Source organism: Variovorax sp. ZS18.2.2, from assembly GCF_024701975.1.
Taxonomy (GTDB): domain Bacteria; phylum Pseudomonadota; class Gammaproteobacteria; order Burkholderiales; family Burkholderiaceae_C; genus Variovorax.
In genome coordinates, this window is sequence record NZ_JANLNM010000007.1 from 110,709 (window position 1) to 136,171 (window position 25,463).

General features: G+C 68.3%; 24 protein-coding genes. 22 read left to right on the plus strand and 2 right to left on the minus strand.

Going from position 1 to position 25,463, the window contains the following annotated elements; genetic code table 11:
* Nucleotides 1–17: 17 nt before the first annotated feature.
* The 17 genes from NU688_RS24340 to NU688_RS24420 all read left to right on the plus strand — a co-directional run bounded on the left by NU688_RS24340 (nucleotide 18) and on the right by NU688_RS24420 (nucleotide 16,881).
* The gene (locus NU688_RS24340) at nucleotides 18–6,047 is read left to right on the plus strand and encodes an alpha-2-macroglobulin (RefSeq protein ID WP_257863392.1); all 6,030 of its coding nucleotides are present in this window, start codon (nucleotides 18–20) and stop codon (nucleotides 6,045–6,047) included.
* Nucleotides 6,048–6,135: 88 nt separating this feature from the next.
* Complete coding sequence (locus tag NU688_RS24345; protein WP_257863393.1) at nucleotides 6,136–6,780, plus strand: hypothetical protein; 645 nt, start codon at nucleotides 6,136–6,138, stop codon at nucleotides 6,778–6,780.
* A gap of 46 nt (nucleotides 6,781–6,826) precedes the next feature.
* On the plus strand, nucleotides 6,827–7,330 hold the full coding sequence (locus NU688_RS24350) for a hypothetical protein (RefSeq protein WP_257863394.1): 504 nt from the start codon (nucleotides 6,827–6,829) through the stop codon (nucleotides 7,328–7,330).
* Entirely contained in the window at nucleotides 7,327–7,731 is a 405-nt protein-coding gene (locus NU688_RS24355; protein WP_257863395.1) for a VOC family protein, read from the plus strand. The genes NU688_RS24350 and NU688_RS24355 overlap by 4 nt, the downstream gene beginning before the upstream one ends.
* Nucleotides 7,732–7,750: 19 nt before the next feature.
* Entirely contained in the window at nucleotides 7,751–8,107 is a 357-nt protein-coding gene (locus tag NU688_RS24360) for an NIPSNAP family protein (RefSeq protein ID WP_257863396.1), read from the plus strand.
* A 71-nt stretch (nucleotides 8,108–8,178) separates the two neighbouring features.
* Nucleotides 8,179–8,544 (plus strand): nuclear transport factor 2 family protein, encoded by a 366-nt coding sequence (locus NU688_RS24365; protein ID WP_257863397.1) that lies wholly within the window; start codon nucleotides 8,179–8,181, stop codon nucleotides 8,542–8,544.
* 9 nt (nucleotides 8,545–8,553) lie between these two features.
* Complete coding sequence (locus tag NU688_RS24370; protein WP_257863398.1) at nucleotides 8,554–9,009, plus strand: GNAT family N-acetyltransferase; 456 nt, start codon at nucleotides 8,554–8,556, stop codon at nucleotides 9,007–9,009.
* Between the two features lie 86 nt (nucleotides 9,010–9,095).
* Nucleotides 9,096–10,013: a LysR family transcriptional regulator gene (locus NU688_RS24375; RefSeq protein WP_257863399.1), complete on the plus strand. Its 918-nt coding sequence runs from the start codon at nucleotides 9,096–9,098 to the stop codon at nucleotides 10,011–10,013.
* Nucleotides 10,014–10,157: 144 nt separating this feature from the next.
* Complete coding sequence (locus NU688_RS24380) at nucleotides 10,158–10,835, plus strand: DUF4286 family protein (RefSeq protein WP_257863400.1); 678 nt, start codon at nucleotides 10,158–10,160, stop codon at nucleotides 10,833–10,835.
* Nucleotides 10,836–10,882: 47 nt separating this feature from the next.
* Nucleotides 10,883–12,193, plus strand: coding sequence for an MFS transporter (locus NU688_RS24385; RefSeq protein WP_257863401.1), 1,311 nt, complete (start codon nucleotides 10,883–10,885; stop codon nucleotides 12,191–12,193).
* Nucleotides 12,194–12,200: 7 nt separating this feature from the next.
* A complete protein-coding gene (locus tag NU688_RS24390; RefSeq protein ID WP_257863402.1) occupies nucleotides 12,201–12,914 on the plus strand; it encodes a DUF2848 domain-containing protein in 714 nt (237 codons plus the stop codon).
* Nucleotides 12,914–14,257 carry an amidase gene (locus NU688_RS24395; protein WP_257863403.1) on the plus strand — a complete coding sequence of 448 codons (1,344 nt, stop codon included), beginning with the start codon at nucleotides 12,914–12,916 and terminating at the stop codon, nucleotides 14,255–14,257. The genes NU688_RS24390 and NU688_RS24395 overlap by 1 nt, the downstream gene beginning before the upstream one ends.
* Before the next feature lie 69 nt (nucleotides 14,258–14,326).
* On the plus strand, nucleotides 14,327–14,911 hold the full coding sequence (locus NU688_RS24400) for a GNAT family N-acetyltransferase (protein WP_257863405.1): 585 nt from the start codon (nucleotides 14,327–14,329) through the stop codon (nucleotides 14,909–14,911).
* Nucleotides 14,908–15,402 carry a GNAT family N-acetyltransferase gene (locus NU688_RS24405; protein WP_257863406.1) on the plus strand — a complete coding sequence of 165 codons (495 nt, stop codon included), beginning with the start codon at nucleotides 14,908–14,910 and terminating at the stop codon, nucleotides 15,400–15,402. The genes NU688_RS24400 and NU688_RS24405 overlap by 4 nt, the downstream gene beginning before the upstream one ends.
* A gap of 35 nt (nucleotides 15,403–15,437) precedes the next feature.
* The gene (locus NU688_RS24410; protein ID WP_257863407.1) at nucleotides 15,438–15,716 is read left to right on the plus strand and encodes a DUF2277 domain-containing protein; all 279 of its coding nucleotides are present in this window, start codon (nucleotides 15,438–15,440) and stop codon (nucleotides 15,714–15,716) included.
* A gap of 87 nt (nucleotides 15,717–15,803) precedes the next feature.
* The gene (locus NU688_RS24415; protein WP_257863408.1) at nucleotides 15,804–16,205 is read left to right on the plus strand and encodes a GFA family protein; all 402 of its coding nucleotides are present in this window, start codon (nucleotides 15,804–15,806) and stop codon (nucleotides 16,203–16,205) included.
* Nucleotides 16,206–16,254: 49 nt separating this feature from the next.
* Complete coding sequence (locus NU688_RS24420; protein ID WP_257863409.1) at nucleotides 16,255–16,881, plus strand: LysE family translocator; 627 nt, start codon at nucleotides 16,255–16,257, stop codon at nucleotides 16,879–16,881.
* Nucleotides 16,882–16,937: 56 nt separating this feature from the next.
* Here NU688_RS24420 and NU688_RS24425 read toward each other — a convergent pair whose 3' ends face one another.
* A complete protein-coding gene (locus NU688_RS24425) occupies nucleotides 16,938–17,141 on the minus strand; it encodes a thrombospondin type 3 repeat-containing protein (RefSeq protein WP_374684683.1) in 204 nt (67 codons plus the stop codon).
* Nucleotides 17,142–17,405: 264 nt separating this feature from the next.
* On the opposite strand from NU688_RS24425, the gene pbpC reads away from it, so the two are divergent.
* The 5 genes from pbpC (at nucleotide 17,406) to NU688_RS24450 (ending at nucleotide 24,273) form a co-directional block, all read left to right on the plus strand.
* Nucleotides 17,406–19,649 carry a penicillin-binding protein 1C gene (gene pbpC / locus NU688_RS24430; protein WP_257863410.1) on the plus strand — a complete coding sequence of 748 codons (2,244 nt, stop codon included), beginning with the start codon at nucleotides 17,406–17,408 and terminating at the stop codon, nucleotides 19,647–19,649.
* Complete coding sequence (locus tag NU688_RS24435) at nucleotides 19,646–21,103, plus strand: TPM domain-containing protein (protein WP_257863411.1); 1,458 nt, start codon at nucleotides 19,646–19,648, stop codon at nucleotides 21,101–21,103. Before pbpC ends, NU688_RS24435 begins: the two co-directional genes overlap by 4 nt.
* 88 nt (nucleotides 21,104–21,191) lie before the next feature.
* Nucleotides 21,192–22,112, plus strand: a complete 921-nt coding sequence (locus NU688_RS24440; RefSeq protein ID WP_257863412.1) for a hypothetical protein — start codon at nucleotides 21,192–21,194, stop codon at nucleotides 22,110–22,112.
* Nucleotides 22,113–22,214: 102 nt separating this feature from the next.
* Entirely contained in the window at nucleotides 22,215–22,895 is a 681-nt protein-coding gene (locus NU688_RS24445) for a FadR/GntR family transcriptional regulator (protein WP_257863413.1), read from the plus strand.
* Between the two features lie 61 nt (nucleotides 22,896–22,956).
* On the plus strand, nucleotides 22,957–24,273 hold the full coding sequence (locus NU688_RS24450) for an MFS transporter (RefSeq protein WP_257863414.1): 1,317 nt from the start codon (nucleotides 22,957–22,959) through the stop codon (nucleotides 24,271–24,273).
* Between the two features lie 3 nt (nucleotides 24,274–24,276).
* Here NU688_RS24450 and NU688_RS24455 read toward each other — a convergent pair whose 3' ends face one another.
* On the minus strand, nucleotides 24,277–25,428 hold the full coding sequence (locus NU688_RS24455; RefSeq protein WP_374684686.1) for a M20 aminoacylase family protein: 1,152 nt from the start codon (nucleotides 25,426–25,428) through the stop codon (nucleotides 24,277–24,279).
* Nucleotides 25,429–25,463 lie beyond the last annotated feature (35 nt).

A 25,463-nucleotide genomic window follows, 5' to 3' on the forward strand; every position in this document is an offset into this window, starting at 1 on the left:
CCCAAGGAGGAGATTCCGTGACCCGTTTCGTTCCCTCATTGCTCCTGGCCGCGAGCACGCTGCTGGCCGGTCCGAGCTTTGCACTCCAGATCGTCAGCCTGACCCCGCAGGGCGAGGTGGCGCGCGTGCGCCAGATCGTCGCCAAGTTCGACCAGGCGGCCGTCAATTTCGGCGACCCCAAGGCGCCCGCGCCGCTCTCGGTGAGCTGCACCGACGCACAGGCCGGCAAGGGCACCGGCCGCTGGACCGACGCCAAGGCCTGGGTCTACGACTTCGAGAACGACCTGCCGCCCGGCGTGCGCTGCACCGTCACCCGCATCCCCACCTTCAAGCCCAGCGCGGGCGGCGAGCTGACCGGCCCCGAGCGCTACCAATTCAATAGCGGCGGCCCGTTCGTGCGCAGCTACATGCCGGGCACCTATTCCCGCATCGACGAGCAGCAGATGTTCGTGCTCGAACTCAACGGCGCGGCCACGCTGGAGAGCGTGCGGCAGAACGTGTGGTGCGCGGCCGATGGCGTGGGTGAACGCATTCCCGTCAAGCTGCTCGATGGCGAGCAGCGCGCGGGCGTGCTCAAGGCCTTCAACCGCGACAAGGCGGCCGAAAAAGACCCGTTGCGCTTCATCACCATGCAGTGCAACCGCACGCTGACGCCCGGCGCCAAGGTGCAGGTCGTCTACGGCAAGGGCGTGGCCACGCCCTCGGGCGTTGCCAACAACGTGGAGCGCCGGCTCGACTACCAGGTGCGCGAACCCTTCGCCATTTCCTTCACCTGCGAGCGCGAGAACGCACAGTCCGCGTGCCTGCCGCTGCGGCCGATGCAGTTGCAGTTCAACGCGCCGGTCACGCGCAAGCTGGCTGCGCAGATCGAGCTCAAGGGCGACGGCAAGACGATCAAGGCCAAGCTCGACAACGACGGCGGCACGCAGAGCGACGACGACGTGGTCAACAACGTGAGCTTCGGCCCGCCGCTGGCCGAGAGCACGCAGTACAGCATCGAGTTGCCCTCCAAGTTCGAGGACGCCTCGGGCCGGCCGCTGGCCACGCCCGACACCTTTCCGCTGAAGGTGGCGACCGGCGCGATGCCGCCACTGGCCAAATTCGCCGCCTCGCCCTTCGGTGTGATCGAGCGGCTGGCCGAGCCCGGCACCCCGGCCATGATGCCGGTGACCGTGCGCCGCGTGGAGCCGCAGTTGCTGGTGAACGCGCTCACGCCCGGCAAGGTGAGCGACATGAACCCGAAGACCGACGCGGAAATCATCGCGTGGTTCCGCAAGGTCCGCCGCTACGACAACTACACCGTCTCGCGCGAGCAAGCGCGCAAGGACGTCAAGGGCGCGCTGCCCCCTGTGATCGACAAGGACGACCGCACCAGCCTGCAGACGCGCATGCTGTCGCTGCTGGCCGGCCAACCGGGCGTGAAGGCGCTCGACATGCCCAAGTCCGACGCCGGCGATCCGCGCCCGTTCGAAGTCATCGGCATCCCGCTGACGCCAGGCTTCCACGTGCTGGAGATCGCCTCGCAGAAACTGGGCGAAGCCCTGCTCGACGAGCGCTACAACGCCGGCCGCACGATGTACGTGCGCACCACCGCGCTGGCCACCAACCTGGCCGTGCACTTCAAGCTGGGCCGCGAGAACTCGATGGCCTGGGTCACCACGCTCGACAAGGGCAAGGTCGTCGCCGGCGCCGAGGTGCGCGTCTCCAGCTGCGACGGCAAGGCCGTGGCCACCGGCACCACCGACGCCAACGGCATCGTCACGCTGCAGGGCGTGTCGCCGCAGGCACCGAGCTGCAACGGCCCGAACGAATACGACAGCGGCGCCTGGTTCGTGAGCGCCCGTGCCAAGGACGACAAGGGCGTGGAAGACCTCGCCTTCACCTTCAGCGACTGGCAACGCGGCATCGAGCCCTGGCGCTTCAACGTGCCCACCAACCTGCAGCCCGAGCCCGACCGCATCGCCCACACCATCTTCGACCGCACGCTGCTGCGCGCCGGCGAGACGGTGTCGATGAAGAGCCTGATCCGTACGCAGACCAGCAAGGGCTTCGGCCTGCCCGAAAGCCGTCCCGACACGCTGGTCATCACCCACGTGGGCAGCGGCCAGCGCTTCACCCAGCCGCTCGGCTGGCGCAAAACCGCCACCGGCGGCCTGAGCGCCGAGAACAGCTTTGCCATTCCGCCCGCCGCCAAGCTCGGCGTGTACGAGGTGATGTTGCGCAGCGGCGGCGGCAAGGACGCCAACGGCGACGGTGAAGACGGCGACGAAGGCGGCGGCAGCCGCAGCTTCAGCACCGGCATGTTCCGCGTCGAGGAATTCCGCCTGCCTGTGCTTGAAGGTCGCATTGCGCCCACCGAGAAAAAACCGCTGGTGGCCGCAACGAGCGTGCCCACTGACGTGCAGATCAATTACGTGGCCGGCGGCGGCGCCGCCAACCTGCCGGTGCGGGTGTCGGCCATGGTGCGCGGCAAGAGCCTGAGTTTTTCCGACTACGACGCCTTCAGCTTCAACCCGCCGCGCGCCGAACAAGGCGAAGGCACGCAGGCAGCCGCCGCGGCCGATACCGCGGGCGCCGACGAAGACATCAACAGCGCCAGCGACACCCGCGTGATCGCCGACAAGCTGCCGCTCACGCTGAACAAGGACGGCGCGGGCAAGGTCACCATCGACAAGGTGCCGAAGGTCAAGGCGGCGCGCGAGCTGCTGCTCGAAGCCACCTACGCCGACCCCAACGGCGAGGTGCAGACCATCCGCAGCACGCAGACGCTGTGGCCCGCTTCCGTCATCGCCGGCATCAAGACCGAGGGCTGGGTCTCCACCAGCCAGAAGCTCAAGTTCCAGGCGCTCGCGCTCGACCTCACGGGCAAGCCCCAGGCCGGCGTGACGCTCAACGTGCGCGCCGTGGCGCGCATCACCACCACCAGCCGCAAGCGCATGGTGGGCGGCTTCTACACCTACGACAACAAGACCGAGACGAAAGACATCGGCACCGTCTGCAGCGGCAAGAGCGATGCGCGCGGGCTGCTCCTGTGCGAGTCGGAGCTGAAGGAAGCCGGCGAAGTCGAACTCATCGCCAGCGCCACCGACGGCGACGGCCGCGACAGCAAGGCCGTGAGCTCCGTCTACGTGACCAAGCAGGGCGAACTCTGGTTCGGCGGCGAGGACAACGACCGCATCGACGTGCTGCCCGAGAAGAAGAGCTACCAGCCCGGCGAGGTCGCCAAGTTCCAGGTGCGCAGCCCCTTCCGCTTTGCGACCGCGCTGGTCTCGGTGGAGCGCGAAGGCATCATCGAAACCCACGTCGTGCAGCTCGACGGCAAGGACCCGACGGTCACCCTGCAGGTCAAGCCCGAATGGGGCCCGAACGCCTACATCAGCGTGCTCGCGCTGCGCGGCCGTTTGCGCGAAGTGCCGTGGTACAGCTTCTTCACCTGGGGCTTCAAGGCCCCGCGCGAGTGGTGGACCGCCTTCTGGTACGAGGGCAAGGAATACGTCGCGCCCACCGCGATGGTCGACCTGAGCAAGCCCGCGTATCGCCTCGGCATGGCCGAGATCCGTGTCGGCACGCGCGCCCACCAGCTGGACGTGACCGTCACCAGCGACAAGCCCAGCTACCCGATCCGCAGCAAGGCCCAGATCACCATCACCGCCAAGCTGCCCGACGGCAAGCCGGCCGCCGGCGCCGAAGTGACGCTGGCCGCGGTCGACCAGGCGCTGCTGGAGCTGATGCCCAATGACAGCTGGAACCTGCTGAATGCGATGCTGCAGCGCCGCAGTTGGGGCGTGAGCACCTCCACCGCGCAGATGGAAATCGTCGGCCGGCGCCACTACGGGCGCAAGGCCGTGCCCGCGGGCGGCGGCGGCGGCAAGGGCCAGACGCGCGAACTGCTCGACACCCTGCTCGTGTGGAACCCGAAGGTGGTGCTCGATGCCAACGGCCAGGCCGTGGTGACGGTGCCGCTGAACGATGCGCTCACCACCTTCAAGATCGTGGCCGTGGCCGATTCGGGCACCAGCCTCTTCGGCACCGGGCAAGCGAGCATCCAGGCCACGCAGGACCTGCAGATCATCAGCGGCCTGCCGCCGCTGGTGCGCGAGGACGACCAGTTCCGCGCCCAGATCACGCTGCGCAACACCACGCAAAAGCCGATGAAGGTCGAGGCCACGCCGCGCGCCACCCTGCTCACGCTGGAGACGCAGACCGTGGACATTCCGGCCGGCGAAGCGCGTGAAGTGGCATGGACCGTGACCGCGCCCGCGCAGCTCGCGCAGACGCGCGCCGAAGCCATCCTCTGGGAGATCGAGGCGAAGGACACGCTCGGCGGCGCGCGCGATGCGCTCAAGGTGCGCCAGCGCATCGTGCCCTCGGTGCCGCTCACGGTGCAGCAGGCCACGCTGGTGCAGCTCGACGGGCCCTTCACGCTCGACGTGGCCCCGCCCGCCGACGCCCTCCCCGGCCGCGGCGGCCTGAAGCTTGCCCTTCAACCCAAGCTGGCCGAAGGCCTGCCGGGCGTGCGCGACTGGTTCGCCAACTACCCCTTCATCTGCCTCGAACAGAAGACCAGCAAGTCGGTGGGCCTCCGCGACGCGAAGATGTGGCAGGGCGTACTGGCGACGCTGCCGACCTACCTCGACGGCGACGGCCTCGCCAACTACTTCCCGCCGCGCGACGGCGAAGCCAACCGCGGCAGCGACATCCTCACCTCGTACCTGCTCGCAGCGACGAACGAGGCCGCGCAGTTGAACCCCGCCTTCGCGCTCGCCGACGACGTGCGCGCGCCGATGGAGTCGGGCCTGATCGCCTTTGTCGAAGGCCGCATCACGCGCGAGTTCTGGAGCCCGCGCAAGGACCTCGACGTGCGCAAGCTCGCCGCGCTCGAAGCGCTCTCGCGCTACGGCAAGGCCAAGGGAAGCATGCTGGGCAGCATCACCATCGCGCCGAACCAGTGGCCCACCAGCGCGGTGATCGACTGGCTCAATATCCTCAAGCGCGTGAACGACGTGCCGCAGCGCCAGCAGCGCCTGGACGAGGCCAACAACGTGTTGAAGGCGCGCCTGTCCTACCAGGGCACCAAGCTCATCTTCAGCACCGAGCAGGACGACTACTGGTGGTGGCTCATGACCAACGGCGACGTCAACACCGCCCGCCTGTTGCTCAGCGTGATGGACGACCCGGCCTGGAAGGACGACATCGGCAAGCTGGCCAACGGCTTCATCGGCCGCCAGCAGAACGGCGCCTGGCACACCACCACCGCCAACCTGTGGGGCGGGCTCGCGCTGGAGAAATTCAGCAAGGTGTTCGAGAGCACACCGGTGGCCGGCGTCACGGCCGCCACGCTCGGCGCGGTCAAGGCCCAGGTCAACTGGAGCCAGGTCGAGCGCGTGAAGACCACCGACGCCGCCGGTGCGCCGAACCAGACCACCTTCTTCGGCGCGCCCGCATCGCCGGGCAACCTGAAGAACAACACGATGTTCCTGCCGTGGGCCACAGCCTCGAACGCGCCGTCGGGTGCACCGGTGCGCGACACGCTGCTGGTCACGCAGCAAGGCACCGGCAAGCCGTGGCTCACGCTGCAGTCGATTGCCGCGGTGCAGTTGAAGGCGCCGTTCGCCGCGGGCTACGCGATCAAGAAGACCATCACCCCGGTCGAGCAGGCCACCGCGGGCAAGTACACCCGCGGCGACGTGTTGCGCGTCACGCTGGAAGTGAACGCCAGCGCGGACATGACCTGGGTGGTGATCAGCGACCCGATCCCGGGCGGCGCGACCATCCTGGGCGGCGGCCTCGGCCGTGACTCCCAGATCGCCACGCAGGGCGAGAAGAAGTCTGGCGCCGGCTGGGCCGCCTTCGAGGAGCGCAGCTTCGAGGCCTTCCGCAGCTACTACGAGTACCTGCCCAAGGGCGTGGTGAAGATGGAATACACCGTGCGCCTGAACAACGTTGGCGACTTCGCGCTGCCACCGAGCCGCGTCGAGGCGATGTATGCGCCCGAGATGTTCGGCGAGGCGCCGAATGCGCGGGTGAAGGTGGAGGCGGCGAAGTAACGACGCAACGGTGAAGGCCGGCCGTCATGCCGCCTTCACCGGTTCTCGCCACCATCGCAGCGAATCCACCCACAACCTGGAGAACCCCATGGGTCTGGCCATTTGCGTCGGCATCCTTGCCGACCTGATCGAAAACGATCCCGAGAGCGCCGAGCACTTCGATGAAGACTTTGCGGTCGTGAACCGCAAGCTCGCCGAGGCGGGCCTGCCGCCGCATGTGGAGCCACGCGTGCTGCCGCCGCTGGATTCGCGCGCACCGATCGACGGCCTGCCCTACTCGTTCATTCACTACCTGCGCCGCGCCTACGCGCATCGCGTGACGACGCCCGGATGGATGGCGACGCCGCTGCCGGAGGACACCGATCCCACGGAAGACGAGACGCTCGAAGACGTGGCCAGCACCTTCGAGAGCCACCTGCTGTGCCACTCCGACGCGGAAGGCTTCTATGTGCCGGTCGATTTCGAGGAAGTGATCTTTGCCGAGGAAGACGAGACCGACCTGCCCGGCGGCATGCTCGGCTCGTCGTACCGGTTGCTCGAGGAACTGGTGCTGGTCGCGCCTGCACTGGGCATCGCGCTGACGGATGGGCAATTGTCGGACGAGGAAGCCGAACGGCTCAGCGAAACCATGGGCGACGACGAAGGCCTCTACCGGGAAATCGAATCGTGGCTGCTGCTGTACGAATCGGCCCGGTTGAGCATTGCGCACAAGACGGCGATTGTTTTCACCTGATCGGAATCACCGTCTCGAGTCGCAGGATGCGCACCGAATCTCCCGCATGAGCATTTCGCCCGCACTGATTCGGCAGCTTGTCGAGACCGAGCTGTCCCGCATCCTCGATACGCGTGTCCGAGCGCACATCCGAGGCCTCCTCGTGGAGCCGGTGGCGATCATGCGCGAGTGGGACTACGGCACTCCGGGTGAAGCGTATCCGTGCTGGGCCGTGCTGAACCACGCAACATCGAACACTGGCATCGCGTACTGCGAAGCCGGCTTCGGGCCTCGAACCCCGTGGGGGCTTGTCACTCTCTCGGGCGCGCAGATGTCCATCGGTATGGACTCCGAGTGGTTACCTTCGTTTGTCGAGGCCTATTTCGGATCTCATGCCTCCACCGATCTTCCAATTTGGCGGGTTTTCAGGCAGGCCGGCGAAGAAGCGTACCCCGGTACCGCCCTGACCCCGGAGTCGGACTGGGCCTCCACCTGGGAAGAGGTCTATCGGTTGCGTGCCGCCGACCCGGCCGCTCGCTACCACTGCAACCACAGCGTGATCCATCGATGATCCAGCCTCTCCCGCCCCGCCACCTCGCCACCATCACCCTCCTCGTCCACGGCTACGACGAAGCCATCCGCTTCTTCACCGAGGCGCTGCGTTTCGAACTCGTCGAAGATACGCCGCGCGGCCCGGGCAAGCGCTGGGTGGTGGTCGCGCCTTCGCGCAACGCGGGTGCCACGCTGCTGCTTGCCAAGGCTGCAAGCGACGAACAGAAAGCGGCGGTCGGCAACCAGGCAGGTGGCCGCGTCTTCCTGTTCCTGCACACGCAGGATTTCGCCGCCGACCACGCGCACATGAAGGCCCACGGCGTGCGCTTCCTCGAAGAACCGAGGCACGAACCGCACGGCACGGTCGCGGTCTTCCTGGACCTCTGCGGCAACAAGTGGGATCTTCTCCAACCCGCATAGGCCCCGACGAAAGCGCCCCATGAACCGCCTCATCGAAATCCGCACCTATCGCCTCAAACCCGGCACGCTCGACGCATTCCACGAGGCCATGCACGAACGTGCCGTGCCGATGCTGCGCAGCAAGGGCATGGACGTGGTGACCTATGGAAAATCGGACCACGAGGAAGAGACTTACCACCTCGTTCGCGCCTACGACAGCCGCGAAGCGCTGGAGGCCGAGCAGGCGAAGTTTTACGGATCTTCGGAGTGGCGCGACGGTCCGCGCGGCGCGCTGGTGGACCGCATCGAGACGTATCTCAACACGCTGCTGTGGGTGTCGCAGGAAGCGGCCGACAGCATGCGCACACTCAACGCCCCGCACACCAAAGATAAGTAGCCGCGCCCGGATGCGCGGGCCTAAACTCCCGCCTCCGTCATCACCCCTTTCGTTCATCCAAGGAGAACCGCATGAACATCCAGGAGATCGCCGCCAAGCTCGTGGCCGTGTGCAAGGCAGGAAATTTCGAGGACGCCCTGGCGCTCTATGCCCCCGACGCAGTGAGCGTCGAGGCCGTTGCACCGCCCGGCGGGGAGCGCGAGACGGTCGGCATCGCGGGCATCCGCGGCAAGGGCGAATGGTGGGTCGCCAACCACGAGGTGCACTCGATGCAGGTCGCCGGCCCCTGGCCGCATGACGACCGCTTCATCGTCGGCTTCAAGTTCGACGTGACCATGAAGCCCACCAAGCAACGCTTCACGATGGAAGAAATGGCGCTCTACACCGTCAAGGACGGCAAGATCGTGCGGGAAGAATTCTTCTACACGATGGGCTGAAGAAGAAAGATGGACGGCGAGCGTGTTGCTGCTGCGCCCCTCGAATGGCGCCACACGCTCGAAGCGCTCGACTGGAACGAGCTCTCCCGCCTCTACGAGATCGCCCCGCTCGGCACCAAGAAGCCGGCCGACCTGCAGGTCGTGTTCTCCAACAGTCTCTTCAAATGCCTCGTCTATGAAGATGGCCGGCTGGTCGGCGCGGGTCGCGCAGTGGCCGACGGCCTGGACTGCTCCTACATCTGTGATGTCGCAGTGCATCCGGACTGCCAGGGCATCGGCCTCGGCAAGGCGATCGTCGCGAAGCTCGTCGAGCTCTCGCGCGGGCACCGCAAGATCATCCTGTATGCGGTGGCGGGCAAAGAGCCCTTCTACAAAAAGCTGGGCTTCAAACGCATGCGCACCGCGATGGCGATCTTCGGCAACGAGCAGCAGGCGTTCGAGCGCGGGCTGATCGACGAGAGCTGATCGATTGGCGGCGAACCCGCCTGCGGCTTCACGCGACATCCCCGCATACAAGGGTGTTGCGGGCAAAATGCCCCGCAGGTGCCCTCATGAATACAAGATTTGTCGAAGCCTTCCTCTGGGCCGCACGCCTCGGCAGCTTTCGCGCGGCGAGCGACCGGCTCCACATCACGCAGGCGGCCGTGTCCAACCGCGTGGCCTCGCTGGAAGAAGACATCGGCGCGCGCCTCTTCGAGCGCGACGCGCGGGAGCTGCGGCTCACGCCCGTGGGCGTGCGGCTCATGGACTACGGCGAGCGGCTGCTCGAGTTGCGCCGCGAGATCGTCTCGCTCGGCCGACCGCGCGGCGACATCCTCGGGCTCGTGCGCATCGGCGCCATCGAAACGGTGGTCCACACCTGGCTCCTGGGCTTTCTCACCAACCTGCGCTCCACCTACCCGGGCATCGAGGTGCAGCTGACCTCCGAGACCACGCTCGCCCTGCACCGGGGCCTGCGCGAAGGCGCGCTCGACATCGCGCTGCAGACCGACCACATCGCCGGCGCGGGCATCGTGAGCACGCCGTGCCTGCCAATGCCGATGGGCTGGGTCGGCCCGGTCAGCGCCGAGGGCACGCAGACCGTCGAGCAGTTGCTGCGCCAGCCCGTGCTCACCATGAGCCCCGGCTCGCAGCCGCACGAGGCGCTCAAGAACCTCTTTCGCGCGGCGGGCATTCCGCTGGGCAAGGTGCACTGCGTGAGCTCGATCTCGGCGCTCGCGCGGCTGGTGAAGGCGGGTTTCGGCAATGCGCTGGTGCCGCTGCCGCCCTGCTATGAATACGTGGCCATCGGCGACGTACGGATCATCGAATGCGATGCGCTCATTTCGCCGCAGCGCATCGTGGTGAGCCATCTGGAGGCGGCCGACTCCGACGCCATCCGGCTCGTGGCCGAACTGGCCTGCCGGGCCTCCGACCAGTTCACGACCTCGGCAATCGCACCAACCTGGAGCGCAGCCTCAGAGGGTTAACCCTCAAGCTGGCGCATTCCGGCCCCGAAAAGGGGCCAGTAATTCTTGTGGCTGTCGCCCAAAAAAACTCGTTTGTGACAGTCCGCCCCCGCGACGGAAGATCGCGCCTTCATTTTTCGAAGGCCCGCCTCTTCTTCCGTCGCCATGAACACACCTGACTCTTCTTCCCCCGCAGCGAACGCGAACGGCATGCTCTTCGTCGCGTCCGACGTCGAGCCGGCCGGCGAGGCCGACTTCAACCGCTGGTACGACAGGGAGCATGTGGAAGAGCGCGTGCGCATCCCCGGTTTCCTCTCGGGTGCGCGTTACTTCTCGCTCGAAGGCGGGCGCAAGTACCTGGGGCTGTACCGCGCCGAATCGCTGGCCGTGTTCGGCTCGCCGGGCTACCGCGCCGCGTTCGAGAAGCAGACGCCGTGGTCCATCGTCAACCTCGACCGCATGCGCCAGCCGATCCGCCGCGTGTGCGCCGTGCGGGCGGTGACGGGCTTCGGCAGCGGCAGCCATGCGGTCGTGCTGCCGCTCGCAGTCACCAGCGATGTCGAGGCGCTGGTCGCACGCGCCGCGGCAGCCGGCCGCCAGCTCGCCGAGCAGGCAGGCTTCGTGCAGTCGTACCTGCTCGCACCCGACACCACGCTCAGCACGCCGCTGCCGCGCGAATCCACCGAAGGCCGCGTGCTGCAGCCGATGCTGGTGATCGAAACCAGCAGCGCCGATGCCGCGCGCACCGCACGCACCGCGGCAGCCGCCGCGCTCGATGCCGACCCGGCCACCGGCTGGCTGCTCGCACTCGGCTGGAAGCTGAGCGCGGCCGAGCTGAACTGATCTCACGCCTCCCGACTTTCCTCTCTCCATTGAACAAGGGCATTTCCATGACCGAACACGTTCTCACCGCCCCGGCCACCGCCGCGGCACCGCCCAAGATGGGCCGGCTCGCCATGGCCAGCTCCATCGGCACCACGCTGGAGTGGTACGACTTCACCGTCTACAACATCATGGCCGCGCTGGTTTTCAACGCGGTGTTCTTCCCATCGTTCGACCCGCTCACGGGCACCATCCTCGCGTTCTCGACCTACGCGGTCGGCTACATCTCGCGGCCGCTGGGCGGCGTGGTGTTCGGGCACCTGGGCGACCGGCTCGGCCGGCGCTTCGTGCTGGTGGCCACGCTGGTCATCATGGGTGTGTCCACCGGCCTCATGGGCCTGTTGCCGACCTATGCCACCTGGGGCATCTGGGCACCGGTGGCGCTGGTCGCGCTGCGCTTCGTGCAGGGCGTGGCGCTCGGCGGCGAATGGGCCGGCGCGGTGCTGCTGTCGATGGAGCACGGCAAGCCCGACGAGCGCGGCCGCAACGCCTCGTTCACGCAGGTCGGCCCGTCGTGCGGCACGCTGATCGGCACCGGCTTCATCGCCATCGTGTCGGCCTGGCTGAGCCCTGAAGAATTCCAGGCCTGGGGCTGGCGCCTGCCGTTGATCTCCAGCGTCGCGCTGGTGCTGTTCGGCCTGTGGCTGCGCCGCGGTGTGGACGAGACGCCCGTGTTCCTGGAGATGGAACAGAAGAAGGCCACCGCCAAGACGCCCATCAAGGAGGTGTTCACGCAGCACTGGCGCAGCCTGCTGGTGGCCGGCGGCTCGCGCATCGGCTCCGACGTGCTGTACGCGCTGGTCGTGGTGTTCACGCTGACCTACGTGACGACGGTGCTGCACCTGTCGCGTCCGCTCGCGCTCACCGCCACGATGATCGGCGCGGCCTGCAACGCGATTGCGGTGCCGTGGTTCGGCAGCCTGTCCGACCGCATCGGCCGTCGTCCGGTCTACATGGCCGGCGCGCTGCTGGGCATCGTGTGGGCCTTCGTGTTCTTCGTGCTGATGGACAGCGCGCACCCGGTCGCCATCTGCGCGGCAGTGGTGGTCGGCCTGCTGATCCACGCCATGATGTATGGCCCGCAGGCGGCCTTCGTGACCGAGCAGTTCCCGGGCCGCGTGCGCTATGCCGGCTCTTCGCTGGCCTATACGCTGGCCGGCATCCTGGGCGGCGGCTTCGCGCCGCTGATCATCGCGAGCCTGTTCAAGTCGTGGGGCAGCACGGTGGCCGTATCGCTGTATGTGACCTGCGCGCTGTGCATCACGCTGGTCGCGCTCTTCATCGCCCGCGAAACCGCCAAGAAACCCCTGGAAGCCTGAGACAGACATGCATTTGCGTTTTGCCTGCGAAACCGTGAGCGCCGACGGCGCGCGCGCCATCGAACTGCGCTCCGTCCAACCCACCGCGCTGGTGGTGGCGGGATGGACCGGCCGCGACGTCGCGGCCATCGAACACCACATCGAGGAGCTGGCCGCCATCGGCGTGCCGCGCCCTTCGAGCGTGCCGCTGTACTACCGGGTGGCGTCCCAACTGCTGACCCAGTCGCCCGCCATCGAGGCGCTGGGCGACCAGAGCTCCGGCGAGGCCGAGCCCGTGTTCTTCTTCTCGGAGGGCGAGTGGTGGCTGAGCGTGGCCTCGGACCACACCGACCGCCAGGTCGAGAGCTACTCGGTGGCCGTCTCCAAGCAGATGTGCGCCAAGCCCGTGGCCCAGGTGGCCTGGCGCTGGCGCGATGTGCAGGCGCACCAGGACGAGATCGAATTGCACTCGCGCATCTTCGAGGATGGCCGCTGGGTGGACTACCAGCGCGGCACGCTCGCGTCGATCCGCCCGCTGGCCGCGCTGCGCGACGGCATGCCCGGCACGAGCGCCGCGCCCGAGGGCCTGTTCATGACCTGCGGCACGCTCGGTGCGCTGCCGAATTCGAAAGGCGAAGGCATCCGCCCCGCCGCGCAGATGGAAATCGAACTGCGCGATCCGCGCCTGCAGCGGCGCATCGTGCATCGCTACGCGGTGAACGCACTGCCGGTGGTGGCCTGATGCGCGGCACTGGCAACCTCACCATCGCCGCCCTGCGCGAACGCATTGCGCGCGGCGAGCTGTCGCACGAAGCGCTGATCCAGCAGGTGCTCGACGCGGCCGCGCTGCCCTCGGCGCAGCATGTGTTCACGAAGACCTACGCCGATGCGGCGCTCGCAGCAGCGCGGCATGCCGATGCGGCGCAGAAGGCCGGCGTGCAGCTCGGCGCGCTCGCGGGCCTGCCGGTGTCGGTCAAGGACCTGTACGACGTCGCGGGCGAAACCACGATGGCGGGCTCTGCCGTCTGCGCAGGCGAACCGCCGGCCGCACGCGATGCGGTGGCCGTGGCGCGGCTGCGCACGCAGGGCGCGGCCATCGTCGGCAAGACCAACATGACGGAGTTCGCGTTCTCGGGCGTGGGCATCAACCCGCACTACGGCACGCCGCGCAACCCGGCCGATGCGGGCACGCCGCGCATTCCGGGCGGCTCGTCCTCGGGCGCGGCCGTGTCGGTGGCGCTGGGTCTCGCGGTCGCGGGGCTGGGGTCGGACACGGGCGGATCGATCCGCATCCCGGCCGCGCTGTGCGGGCTCGTGGGTTTCAAGAGCACGCAGTCGCGCGTGCCGCGCACGGGCGCCTTCGAGCTCGCGCGTTCGCTGGACACCGTCTGCGCGATGGCGCACAGCGTCGAAGATTGCCTCGTTGCCGATGCGGCCATTGCCGATGCGCCCCTCGCGGTGCGCCGGCGTCCGCTCCAGGGCCTGCGCCTTGCGGTGCCGCGCACGCTGATGTTCGATGGCATCGAGCCCGCGGTGGCGCGTGCCTTCGAGCGGTCGGTGCAGGCGCTGTCGGCGGCAGGTGCAGAGGTGGTCGAGATCACGCTGGCCGAACTGGCAGAGATCGCGTCGATCAATGCGCCCGGCGGCTTCTCGCCGGTCGAGGCGTCGGCTGTGCACCGCGAGCGCTTCGCCGCGAAACGTGAAGGCTTCGATTCACGCGTGGCCGCCCGCATCGCGCTCGGCACCGAGGTGCGCGCCGCCGACTACATCGTCATGCAGGACCGCCGCCGCGACTGGATCGGCCGTGTCGGACACGCGCTCGAAGGCTTCGATGCGCTGGTCTGCCCGACCGTGCCGATCGTCGCGCCGCCCATCGCGTCGCTGGCCGAAGATGCCGCCTTCTTCCAGGCCAACGGCCTGCTGCTGCGCAACACCTTCGCGATCAACTTCCTCGACGGGTGTTCATTCAGCCTGCCGTGCCATGCGTCCGGTGAGCTGCCAGTGGGCCTGATGCTGTCGTCGGTGCGCGGCGACGATGCGCGGCTTGCGGCCGTGGCGCTGGCGGTGGAGCAAGCGCTGCGCTGATGGTCTGCCCCCTCTCCCGCGAGCGGGAGAGGGTTGGGGTGAGGGAGCAGCTTGCGCTATCTTCAGCGCATGCCCCCGTCTCATCAGCCCCTCGTCGGTCGCCGCATCATCCTGCGGCCCCTCCAGGCCTCCGACGCCTCCGCCCTTGTGGCGGCCGCCGCCGACGGCGAACTCTGGAACCTGCCGTTCACCGTCGTCCCCTCAGCCCAGACCATCGACGCCTACTTGCGCACCCCGCTCGAAGGTCAGGCAGCCGGCCACGTGATGGCCTATGTCACCGTGCTGCGCGAGACCGACCAGGTCATCGGCTCGACCCGCTTCTGGAAGATCGACCGCATCAACCGCAAGCTCGAGATCGGCAGCACCTGGATCTCGGCGTCGTGGCAGAAGAGCTTTGTCAACACCGAGGCCAAGTACCTGATGCTTCGGCACGCCTTCGAAAAGATGGCCTGCGTGCGCGTGCAGTTCACCACCGACGAGATCAATGCGAAATCGCGCGCGGCCATCCTGCGGCTCGGCGCGAAGCAGGAGGGTATCGTCCGCCACGAACGGATCATGCTGGACGGCCGCAAGCGCAACTCGGTGCGCTTCAGCATCATCGACGACGAGTGGCCGACCGTGAAAGAGCAACTGGAAGCGAGGCTTCGCACATGACCCATTCCGTCGTCGCCACCGAAGAGCGCCACTTCGAGAGTCTGCACAAGGCGCTCGACATCGTGGCGCGCGAAAAGAAGTACCTCGCACAGACCCAGGCGCCACCGTGGGAGCAGTCGCTTGCCTTCTACCGCAACGTGATCGCCAGGGACTTCCCGCATTTCGTGGCGGTCGATGGCAACGGCAAGGTCGTGGGCTGGTGCGACGTGTCGCCGGTCTTCGGAAACTCGCGGGCCCACATCGGCGTCCTGGGCATCGCCCTGCTGCCCGAGGCGCGCGGCCGGGGGCTCGGCGCACAGTTGCTGCAGGCTGCCATCGACAAGTCATGGTCGTGCGGGCTCACCCGCATCGAACTGGCCGTCCGCGCGGACAACCTGAACGCCAAGGCGCTGTACGAACGGCTGGGCTTCGAACATGAAGGCCTCGCGCGGCGCGCCAGCCTGATCGACGGCATTTACCACGATGCCTTCAGGATGGCCCTGCTTCGCTAGACTGAAGCATTCACTGCAATTTGGAGAGAGCGCCCATGTGCAGAAGCATCAAGACCCTCTACAACTTCGAGCCCCCCGCCACCGAGCAGGAAATCCGCGCTGCCGCGCTGCAGTTCGTGCGCAAGCTCAGCGGTTTCAGCGTACCGTCGAAGGCCAACGAAGAAGCCTTCGAGCGCGCGGTCGACGAGGTGGCCGCCACCGCGGCGCGCCTGATCGACTCGCTCGTCACCACGGCCGAGCCGAAGGACCGCGCCATCGAGGCCGAGCGCGCCAAGGCCCGGTCGGCCGCCCGCTTCGGCACCGCACCGGCCTGAAAAGCCCTCGCCGCTGCCCGTTGGCACGGCATTTGATATGGTGTTTGCCGGCTGCTCCCATAGATCAACGGTGCAGCGAACAAGCACATGAAAAAGACCTACACCGGCGGCTGCCATTGCGGCGCCGTGCGATTCGAAGCCGACATCGACCTGAGCCTGGGCACCCTGCGGTGCAACTGCGCCATCTGCACCCAGACGCGCTTCTGGCCGGCCATCGTCGCGACCGATGCCTTCCGGCTGCTCGAAGGCGAATCCGAACTCAGCGACCAGATGCTGGACACCCGCAACAGCCACTACATCGTGTGCCGGCACTGCAGCGTGCGCTCCTTCGGCGTGGGCCATTCGCCCGAGACCGGCGCGAGCGCCTACGGCGTGAACGTGACCTGCCTGGACGACGTGGAACTGGACGATCTGACCAGCTCGCCGATCAGCTACGTGGACGGGCACCGCGGCACCTGGCACGTCGCGCGCACGGCCATCGGCACCTGACGAAGAGAATCGCTTTCCACCCACACAAACACCATCAGGAGACAACTTCATGCCCATCGAACTCTGGCTCGCCTTCGTCGCGGCCTCCGCCGTGCTGCTGATCATTCCGGGGCCCACCATCCTCACCGTGATCAGCTACTCCATGTCGCACGGCCGCCGCGCCAACGTGCCGCTCATCGCCGCGGTGGCGCTGGGCGATTCGACCGCGCTGGTCGTCTCGCTGCTGGGCCTGGGCGCGTTGCTGGCGACCTCGGCGTTCTGGTTCACGGTGGTGAAGTGGATCGGTGGCCTGTACCTGCTGTACCTGGGCATCCGGCTGATGCGCGCCGGGATCATGTCCACCGAAATGGCCGCGCCCGCGGCGCCGGCCTCGCGCTGGAAGCTCTTTGCCAACACCTACCTGGTGACTGCCCTGAACCCCAAGGGCATCGTGTTCTTCGTGGCGTTTCTGCCGCAGTTCATCAGCCCGGCCGCCGACGTGACGCGGCAGATGTGGGTGCTGGCCGTGACCTTCGTGGCCATGGCCGCGCTGAACGCGACGCTGTATGCGGTGTTTGCGGGCTCGGCGCGCAAGCTGCTCTCGTCGCCGCGTGCGCAGCGACGCTTCAATCTGACTGGGGGTTCGCTGCTGAGTGCGGCGGGTCTGTGGGCGCTGATGGCGCGCCGGCCGGGGTAAGGCGGGCCACTCAAAAAAAAGGCCGCGAAGCGCAATGCTTCGCGGCCTTTCTTGCTTCAGCGGTTCGGGTTGTTCGGCGCGCGGTCGTAGCGGTTGGGAATGCCGTCGCCATCGCGGTCGCGGTCGGCGCGGTTCGGTATGCCGTCGCGGTCACGGTCGCGCTGGGCGCGCGGCGGCGGGTTGTTGTCGTACGGTGCGACCACGCAACCGGCCAGGGCGGCCGATGCGGCCAGCACGATCGTCAGTGTCTTGATCATCATGATGCGTTTCTCCTAGGAGTGGTTATGAAACCGGGCTCGCCTCCAGCGAGCCGGTAGGGCATTGAAGGCCACGCCGGTACGCGTTGGGTTTCTCCATTGAAGCCTTCGCGTGAAGTTCGTTACCGGATGTGGAATCTGCTGTCACTCTGGGCCGAAGCGCCCGCACCGGCAAGGCGGCAACCCGCCCGTCCCCGAGTAGGCGAGGTTCCCGTGGTGCATCGCAGAGAATGCGAGGCAGATCGTCTCCAACCCCCTCGCCTTTCGATGCAGCTGCTTGCGCTTTTCACGCCCACCCGCCGGGCCCTCGCCACGGCCCTGCTGGCCGCGGCCTGCGCGCACCCGGCCTGGGCGCTCGTCAGCTTCGACGAAGTGAAGCGCGATTTCCGCTCCTCCGACACCGCCGTGCTCGACCGCAACGGCGAGCTGCTGCAGCGCGTGCGCACCGATGCCACCGTGCGGCGCGGCCAGTGGATCGCGCTGGCCGACGTGTCGCCGGCCCTGCGCACGGCCATGGTGCTGAGCGAAGACCGGCGCTTCTACGAGCACAGCGGGATCGACTGGCGCGCGGTGTCGTCCGCGGCCTGGGGCAATCTATGGAACACGCGCACGCGCGGCGCATCGACCATCACGATGCAGCTCTCGGGCCTGCTCGACGACGACCTGCGCCGCGCGTCCGGCGGTCGCAGCTTCACGCAGAAGGTCGGCCAGACCGTGGCGGCCACCCAGCTGGAGCGCAACTGGCGCAAGGACCAGATCCTGGAGGCCTACCTCAACACCGTGCCGTTCCGCGGCGAGATCGTGGGCATCGACGCGCTCTCGCGCACGCTCTTCAGCAAGGCGCCCAGCGGCCTCGATGCGCGCGAAGCCGCCGTGGCCGCGGCGCTGGTGCGCGCGCCCAATGCCAAGCCCGCGCTCGTCGCGCAGCGCGCCTGCGAGGTGCTGCGTGCAATGGAGCCCGAGCGGAAGGTCGATTGCGATGCGATCGACATGTTCACCAGCGCGGCGGTGCAGCGGCGCGCCTTCGATGCGAATGAGGGCATCGCGCCGCATGCCGCGCGGCGGGTGCTGCGCGAGATGCGGGATGCGACAGCCACCGCTCCGGCCACCGCGCCGAAGGGAAAGGAAACCAGCGCCCGCACCACGCTGCGCGCACCGCTGCAGCGCTTTGCGCTCGACTCCCTGCAGCGTCACCTGCGCGAGCTGCGCGACCGGCACGTGGAAGACGGCGCGCTCGTGGTGCTCGACAACGCGAGCGGCGAAGTGCTCGCATGGGTTGGCTCCTCCGGCCCCTTGAGCCAGGCGGCCGAGGTCGATGGCGTGACCGCGCTGCGCCAGCCGGGCTCCACGCTCAAGCCGCTGCTCTACGGCCAGGCGATTGCCGAGAAGCGGATCACCGCGGCCTCGCTGATCGAGGACTCGTCGGCGCAGATCAGCACCGCGAGCGGCCTCTACATTCCGCAGAACTACGACCGCCAGTTCAAGGGCCCGGTCTCCGCGCGCACCGCGCTGGCCGCATCGCTGAACGTGCCGGCGGTGCGCACGCTGGTGATGGTGTCGCCCGAATCGTTCGCGCGCAGCCTGCGCGCGGCCGGCCTGCCGCTGCGCGAGAGCGGCGACTACTACGGCTACAGCCTCGCGCTCGGCAGCGCCGAGGTGTCGCTGCTGTCACTCGCCAACGCCTACCGCATGGTGGCCAACGGCGGCCGCTACGGCACGACGACGCTGACCGCGCGGCCGCCGGCAACGCCCGCCGACAAGGCGAAGGCCGCGGCCGCCCCGCCGCTGCTCGATCCGCGCGCCGCCTTCATCGTCGGCGACATCCTTTCCGACCCGAACGCGCGCACGCGCACCTTCGGCCTGGACAGCATCCTCTCCACCCGCTTCTGGACCGCGGTGAAAACCGGCACCAGCAAGGACATGCGCGACAACTGGGCCGTGGGCTGGTCGCAGCGCTACACGGTCGGCGTGTGGGTCGGCAACGCGAGCGGTGCATCGATGTGGGACGTGAGCGGCACCAGCGGCGCCGCGCCGGTGTGGGCCGAGGTGATGCGCTTCCTGCACGCCCGCGAGCCGAGCCGCGCGCCCGCGCCGCCCGCCGGCCTCGTCGAGGCACGCGTGGAGTTCGGCCCCGCGGCCGACGGCAACGCCATCGAAGCCGCGCGCAGCGAGTGGTTCCTGCAAGGCACCGAGCAGTCGCTCTTCGCGCTGGACACCGGCATGGCGACCGATGCCTTCGCCGCGCGCATCACCGCGCCCTCGGACGGCACCATCATCGCGCTCGACCCCGACATTCCACCGTTGCGCCAGCGCGTGCGCTTCGAGTCCGAAGGTCGCGGCGTGCAGTGGCGCATCGATGGCAAATTCTTTGCGCGCGGCAACAGCGCGCAGTGGCTGCCCTGGCCTGGGCGCCATGTGATCGAACTGGTCGATGCCTCCGGCAAGGTGGTCGACCAGCGCAAGCTCGAAGTGCGCGGCGCGGGTGTGGTGACGAAGAGCGCGCGCCGATGAAGGTGAAGGCGTTCCGCGGCTGGCTCGGTCTGCTGCTGCTCGGCATCGCGATGCTGGCCGGGCTGCCGGCCGCGCAGGCGAAGCCGGTGCCGGTGCCCGCCATGTCGTCGCGCGTGGTCGATCTCACGAACACGCTGCGGTCGTCGGAAACCGCAGACCTGCGGCAGCAGATCGCCGCGCTGGAAACAAACACCCAGGCGCAGCTCGCCGTGCTGATCGTTCCGACCACGGGCGAGGACTCCATCGAGCAGTACGCCACCCGCGTCTTCGCGCAGTGGCAGCTCGGCCGCGAGGGCGAAGACGACGGCGTGCTGCTGCTGGTGGCACTCAAAGACCGCAGGATGCGCATCGAAGTCGGCACCGGCCTGGAAAGCAGGATCACCGACATCCAGGCCGCCCGCGTCATCGACCAGCAGATGAAGCCGCGCTTTCGCGAGAACGATTACGCGGGCGGCATCCAGGCGGCCGTGCAGTCGCTGTCGCAGATGATCGATGCGCCCACGGCGATGCTGCCGATCGAATCCGAAGCGCCCGTGCCGGAGGAAAAGAAGCCACACCCGCTCGCGGCGTTCATGCAGCCTCTCGAAGACATGCAGATGAACTGGGCCGCGCTCGGTGTGATGCTCTGGACGCTTGCCGTCGGCATCTGGTATGGGCGCAGTGCGCCCGCCACTGGAACCGGGCCGCGCGTGGTGGTGCGCGGCACGGGCAAGCGGGGCCGCAAGGTGCGCCGCGCCGCCGAGCGCGAAACCGCGGCGGCAACAGCACTGTGGGCCGACCTGCAAACGCAGGACACGCCGCCCCGCAAGCGGCCGGGCCGGCTCACGGTGCTGGGGCTGGTCGTCGCCGGCCAGGCGGCGGCGGCGCTGGCGGTGATGAATCTCGCGCTGCCGCTCTTTCTCCTCACGCCCGCCAGCCTGGTGTATGGCGTCGGCTACCTGTCGGGCCGGTTCAAGGGCGCGCGCCGGTTCTTCATCGGCCTCGCGGTGGTGATCGCGGGCCTGGTCGCCCTCGTCGTCTACCTCGGCGCAGACCGCTTCTTCTGGGGCCTGCTCTGGTTCATGTGTGGCGGCGGCGTGCTGCTGTTCGCGAGCCTCATCGTCATCGGCATCGGAAAGAGCTGGCGGCGCAGCCAGCTGGGCTTCTTCATCCGGTGGGTCATCGTGCTCGGCGTCCTCGGCTTCATGCTGATGGAGACGAACCCGGGCCCGGTGCCCGACGAGACCTGGATCCCCGCCGCGCTGGCGACCTTCCTTGCGCTGCTGTTCGCATTTTTCCCGTTCGGGGGAAGCGGCGGCGGGGGTAACGATGACAGCAGCGATAGCAGCGACAGCGGATGGAGCAGCAGTTCTTCAAGCAGCAGCAGCTCATCGGACAGCTCTTCGTCGTCTTCGTCCTCCGACAGCGGCGGGGGTGGCTCCAGCAGCGGCGGCGGGGCGTCGGGCAGCTGGTAGCGGGTTACCCATCCGGTCAAACGCCAGCTATCCACCGCCTCGCGAGTGCCTTAGGATGGCGCCGCCTCCCACTCCCACGGCCCTCCTTATGGATTCATTGACCGCACTCTGGGGTGACTTCCTCGTCTTCGCGGGCGTCATCTTCGGCATCCTGCGGAAAGTGCCCGATGTCTTCTGGGCCGCGCTGATCGCGGCGGCGCTGGCCCTGTGGGGCGTGAAGGTGGCCAACCGGGACAACGCGCGGCACTTCATGCGGCAGCTGCGGCACGACAAGGACGAGAAGGCCGCGCAGCGGCTGGCCGACCTGCGCCGGGACGTGTACCTGCACGCGATCGACCAGTTCGTGCATGCGAGCTCCTACCTGAGCTCGCTGCCGATCGCGGACCTCAACAAGGCCGATGCGGCGCAGCCGCTGCAGGGCTTCTTCGCGGCGGCCGCCAAGCTGCAGATGGTGTCGGAAAGCAAGACCTCCGCACTGGTGTCCGACCTCATCGGCACCTTCAGCGCGCTGCATTTCAAGCTGATCGGCGCGGCCCAGCCGATCCAGCAGGTGCTCAGCGAGATCGACTTCTACACGACCCTCTGCGAAGGCGCGCTGGCCGAGCAGAAGCGCGCGCTCTCGGCCATCGACCAGTTCGTTCCCTCCGGCAACGCCGAAAGCGACGAGGCCAGGCGCCGCGCGCTCGACCTCGCACTCGACACGCAGACCAAGTTCCTGCGCGACCACAGCGAGACGCGCCAAGCCCTGCACGTGGAGCGGCATGCGCTGCACGGCGAATTCGTCAAGAGCCTGATGCTGGGGCTGCAGGCCATCAACACGAAGATGCAGCCGATCATGGTGGCGATCCGGCGCGAGCTGAACATTGACAACCAGATCGATGTCTACGCGGACGCCGTGTCCGAGCAGCAGGACCGCGTGGCGGGCGCGGTTGCCGAGCTGATGGCGCAGCTGGACGACCCGCGGCAGGCGCCGCCGCGGACGAAGCCCGCCAGCCTCGAGAACCGCTGACCCCGGTGGAGGGCCGGAGGGCGAAGAGCCCATGAGGCCGACTGCGGCTTTTCGCGAGTGCCAAAATTCATCCAATGATTCAATGAATAGGCACCGCTAGACATGCTCGCCCAAGCCCCCCGAACCTCCCTGGCGGACACCGCCGCCGACAGCATCCGCAACGAAATCTCCGCCGGCCGCTGGGCCATCGGCGCACGCATTCCCATCGAGCCACAGCTCGCCCAACTGCTGGGCGTGAGCCGCGGCACGGTGCGCGAAGCGGTGAAAACGCTGGTCTCGCGCGGGCTGCTCGAAGTGCGGCAGGGCTCGGGCACCTACGTGCGCTCGGGCTACGACCCCTCGGCCAGCCTGCAGAAGATGCGCCTGGCGAGCCTGCGCGACCAGTTCGAGGTGCGCCGCGCGTTGGAGGTCGAGGCCGCGCGGCTCGCCGCGGTGCGCCACACCGCCCGCGACCTGCGCCGCCTGCACACCCTGCTCGACAAGCGCGGCGTGCCCGATGCGGACGACGACGGCGACGGCTTCATCGAACGCGACCTCGCCTTTCACCTGGCCATCGTCGACATCTCGGGCAACCTCGCGCTGGCCGAGACCTGCCGCTTCATCACCGGCTACATCAAGGAAACCATCGCGAGCACCATGGGCACCAGCCTGCCCGAGCCCGACGAGGCCGCGCACCGCGCCATCGTCGAAGCCATCGCGAGCCGCGACCCCGAGCGCGCCGCCACCGCCGTGCGCGACTTCATGGCGCCGATGCTCGACATGCTGGCGCTGAGGACAGCATGAGCGCCGCGCCGGGCCGCCCCAGGCAAGCTCGCACCGCAGTGCGAAGCACGAAGGTATTCCAATGAGCGCGATTCCCTTGAGCGGCGGGACCGCGCACCGCACCCAGCCCTCGCACCCCAGCACCACCGAAGAGCTGCTGGTCGACGCCGAGGTCGACAGCCAGCCCGCGCCGCGCCCTACTCCCACACCCAACCTCGCCCGCCGCATCCTGCTCGGCGCCAGCGTGGTGCTGATCGCCTTCAACCTGCGGCCGGTGTTCGCGAGCCTCTCGGTCGTGCTGCCGGAAATCATCCAGGCCACCGGCCTCTCGGCCACGGCCGCGAGCCTGCTGACCACGTTGCCGATCCTGTGCCTGGGTGTCTTCGCGCCGCTCGCGCCCTGGCTCGGCCGCCGCTTCGGCACCGAGCGCACGCTGCTCGGCTGCATGGTGCTGATCCTGGTCGGCACGGTGCTGCGCGGCACGGGCAACATCCCGCTGCTGTTCCTGGCCTCGGCCATCGCGGGCAGCGGCATCGCGGTGTCGAACGTGCTGCTGTCGGGCCTCGTGAAGCGCGACTTCGCCAGGCAGGCGGCGCTGATGATGGGCCTCTACACGATGGCCGTGTGCGGCGGCGCCGCGAGCGCCGCGGGCCTCACCGTGCCGCTCGAACATGCGCTGGGCGGCGGGTGGACCTACGCCCTCGCCATGTGGGCCGTGCCGGCCCTGCTGGTCACGCTGATCTGGGCGCCGCAGGCGCTGCCGCTCAAGCCGGTCGCGAGCGAATCGGGCTTTACCGTGCAGGGCCTCTGGCGCGACCGGCTGGCGTGGCAGGTCACGCTCTTCATGGGGCTGCAGTCCGCCCTCGCCTACATCGTGATGGGCTGGCTCGCGCCGATCCTGCGCGAGCGCGGGCTCGGCGGCGAGATGGCCGGCTACGTGGTGTCGCTGTCGGTCATGACGCAGGTGGTGACCTGCCTCGTGGTGCCGGCGCTGGCCGTGAGGCTGCGCAACCAGCGCGGCCTGGGCGTGGTGCTGGCGCTGCTCACGGTGAGCGCGATGCTGGCGATGCTGTTCGCGCCGCTGGGCGGGGCCTGGGTGTGGACGTGGGCCGTGTTGCTGGGCATCGCGCAGGGCGGCACCTTCGCACTCGCGCTCACGATGATCGTGCTGCGCTCGCGCGACTCGCACGTCGCCGCGCACCTCTCGGGCATGGCGCAGGGCGTGGGCTACATGGTGGCCGCCTGCGGGCCGCTGCTGGCGGGGCTGCTGCACGGGTGGACCGGCAGCTTCCGCGCCTCGGCGTGGCTCTTCGTCGGGCTGGGCATTGCGCTGGTGATCGCGGGGCTGGGCGCGGGGCGCACGCTGTACGTGGGCGCCACGACCGTGCCCCGGCACTGACGGTCACTGCAGGTAGGTTTCGGCCAGCAGCGCCCAGTAGGCGGCACCGATCGGCAGGTTGGTGTCGTTGAAATCGTAGCCCGGGTTGTGCACCATGCAGCCGCCGTGCTCGCCCGCCGCACCGTTGCCGATGAACAGGTAGCAGCCGGGCTTTTTCTCCAGCATGAAGGCGAAGTCCTCGCTGCCAGTCACAGCCGGGCCCTGCGGCTCCACGTGCTCGGTGCCGACCAGCTCACGGCCGATGCGTCGCGCGAATTCGGTTTCGTCCGGCGTGTTCACCAGCACCGCGTAGCCCTTGCGGTAGTCGATGTGCGCCTTCACGCCGAAGCTCTCGGCCTGCGCAGTGACGATGGCCTTCAGCCGCTTTTCGAGCAGCACGCGCACCTCGCGGTCGAGGGAGCGCACGCTGATCTCCAGCGTGCAGGTTTCGGGAATCACGTTGTTCGCCTTGCCGGCATGGATGGCGCCGACGGTGACGATCGACATCTCCTGCGGATCGGCGTTGCGCGACACGATGGTTTGCAGCGCCATCACGATGCTCGATGCGGCAACGATCGGGTCGGCCGTGCGGTGCGGCATGGCGCCGTGCCCGCCCACGCCGGTGAGCGTGACGGTGGCGTAGTCCGACGAGGCCATGGCCGCGCCTTCGCGGAACACCAGGTCGCCCTGCCGGCGGCCCGGCGAGTTGTGCATGGCGTAGACCGCATCGCAGGGGTATTTGTCGAACAGGCCGTCTTCCATCATCTTCACGGCGCCGCCCATGCCCTCCTCGGCCGGCTGGAAGATCAGGTTCAGCGTGCCCGAGAACTCGCCGTGCTGCGCCAGGTACTTGGCGGCGCCAAGCAGCATCGCGGTGTGGCCGTCATGGCCGCAGGCGTGCATGATGCCGGGCCTTCCGCTGCGGTAGGCCAGGCCGGTCTTCTCTTCGATGGGCAGCGCGTCCATGTCGGCACGGATGCCGATGGCGCGCGAGCCGCCGCCGCGCTTCAGGCGGCCAACCAATCCGGTCACACCGAGCCCGCGCTCGACTTCGTAACCCCAGGCCGTGAGGCGCTCGGCCACCAGGTTGCTGGTGCCGAACTCTTCAAAACCGAGTTCGGGGTTCTGGTGGATCTGCTGGCGCACCGTGACGAACTCGGCGGCGTTCTTTCTCATGTACTCAAGGTAGTGCTGTGCGTTCTGCGGCATCG

Excerpts from the sequence above, each read along its gene's own strand:
- NU688_RS24345 (WP_257863393.1), top strand. The coding sequence starts at position 6,136 with ATGGGTCTGGCCATTTGCGTCGGCATCCTTGCCGACCTGATCGAAAAC.
- NU688_RS24350 (WP_257863394.1), top strand. The coding sequence starts at position 6,827 with ATGAGCATTTCGCCCGCACTGATTCGGCAGCTTGTCGAGACCGAGCTG.
- NU688_RS24355 (WP_257863395.1), top strand. The coding sequence starts at position 7,327 with ATGATCCAGCCTCTCCCGCCCCGCCACCTCGCCACCATCACCCTCCTC.
- NU688_RS24360 (WP_257863396.1), top strand. The coding sequence starts at position 7,751 with ATGAACCGCCTCATCGAAATCCGCACCTATCGCCTCAAACCCGGCACG.
- NU688_RS24365 (WP_257863397.1), top strand. The coding sequence starts at position 8,179 with ATGAACATCCAGGAGATCGCCGCCAAGCTCGTGGCCGTGTGCAAGGCA.
- NU688_RS24370 (WP_257863398.1), top strand. The coding sequence starts at position 8,554 with ATGGACGGCGAGCGTGTTGCTGCTGCGCCCCTCGAATGGCGCCACACG.
- NU688_RS24375 (WP_257863399.1), top strand. The coding sequence starts at position 9,096 with ATGAATACAAGATTTGTCGAAGCCTTCCTCTGGGCCGCACGCCTCGGC.
- NU688_RS24380 (WP_257863400.1), top strand. The coding sequence starts at position 10,158 with ATGAACACACCTGACTCTTCTTCCCCCGCAGCGAACGCGAACGGCATG.
- NU688_RS24385 (WP_257863401.1), top strand. The coding sequence starts at position 10,883 with ATGACCGAACACGTTCTCACCGCCCCGGCCACCGCCGCGGCACCGCCC.
- NU688_RS24390 (WP_257863402.1), top strand. The coding sequence starts at position 12,201 with ATGCATTTGCGTTTTGCCTGCGAAACCGTGAGCGCCGACGGCGCGCGC.
- NU688_RS24395 (WP_257863403.1), top strand. The coding sequence starts at position 12,914 with ATGCGCGGCACTGGCAACCTCACCATCGCCGCCCTGCGCGAACGCATT.
- NU688_RS24400 (WP_257863405.1), top strand. The coding sequence starts at position 14,327 with ATGCCCCCGTCTCATCAGCCCCTCGTCGGTCGCCGCATCATCCTGCGG.
- NU688_RS24405 (WP_257863406.1), top strand. The coding sequence starts at position 14,908 with ATGACCCATTCCGTCGTCGCCACCGAAGAGCGCCACTTCGAGAGTCTG.
- NU688_RS24410 (WP_257863407.1), top strand. The coding sequence starts at position 15,438 with ATGTGCAGAAGCATCAAGACCCTCTACAACTTCGAGCCCCCCGCCACC.
- NU688_RS24415 (WP_257863408.1), top strand. The coding sequence starts at position 15,804 with ATGAAAAAGACCTACACCGGCGGCTGCCATTGCGGCGCCGTGCGATTC.
- NU688_RS24420 (WP_257863409.1), top strand. The coding sequence starts at position 16,255 with ATGCCCATCGAACTCTGGCTCGCCTTCGTCGCGGCCTCCGCCGTGCTG.
- NU688_RS24425 (WP_374684683.1), bottom strand. The coding sequence starts at position 17,141 with ATGATGATCAAGACACTGACGATCGTGCTGGCCGCATCGGCCGCCCTG.
- pbpC (WP_257863410.1), top strand. The coding sequence starts at position 17,406 with ATGCAGCTGCTTGCGCTTTTCACGCCCACCCGCCGGGCCCTCGCCACG.
- NU688_RS24435 (WP_257863411.1), top strand. The coding sequence starts at position 19,646 with ATGAAGGTGAAGGCGTTCCGCGGCTGGCTCGGTCTGCTGCTGCTCGGC.
- NU688_RS24440 (WP_257863412.1), top strand. The coding sequence starts at position 21,192 with ATGGATTCATTGACCGCACTCTGGGGTGACTTCCTCGTCTTCGCGGGC.
- NU688_RS24445 (WP_257863413.1), top strand. The coding sequence starts at position 22,215 with ATGCTCGCCCAAGCCCCCCGAACCTCCCTGGCGGACACCGCCGCCGAC.
- NU688_RS24450 (WP_257863414.1), top strand. The coding sequence starts at position 22,957 with ATGAGCGCGATTCCCTTGAGCGGCGGGACCGCGCACCGCACCCAGCCC.
- NU688_RS24455 (WP_374684686.1), bottom strand. The coding sequence starts at position 25,428 with ATGAGAAAGAACGCCGCCGAGTTCGTCACGGTGCGCCAGCAGATCCAC.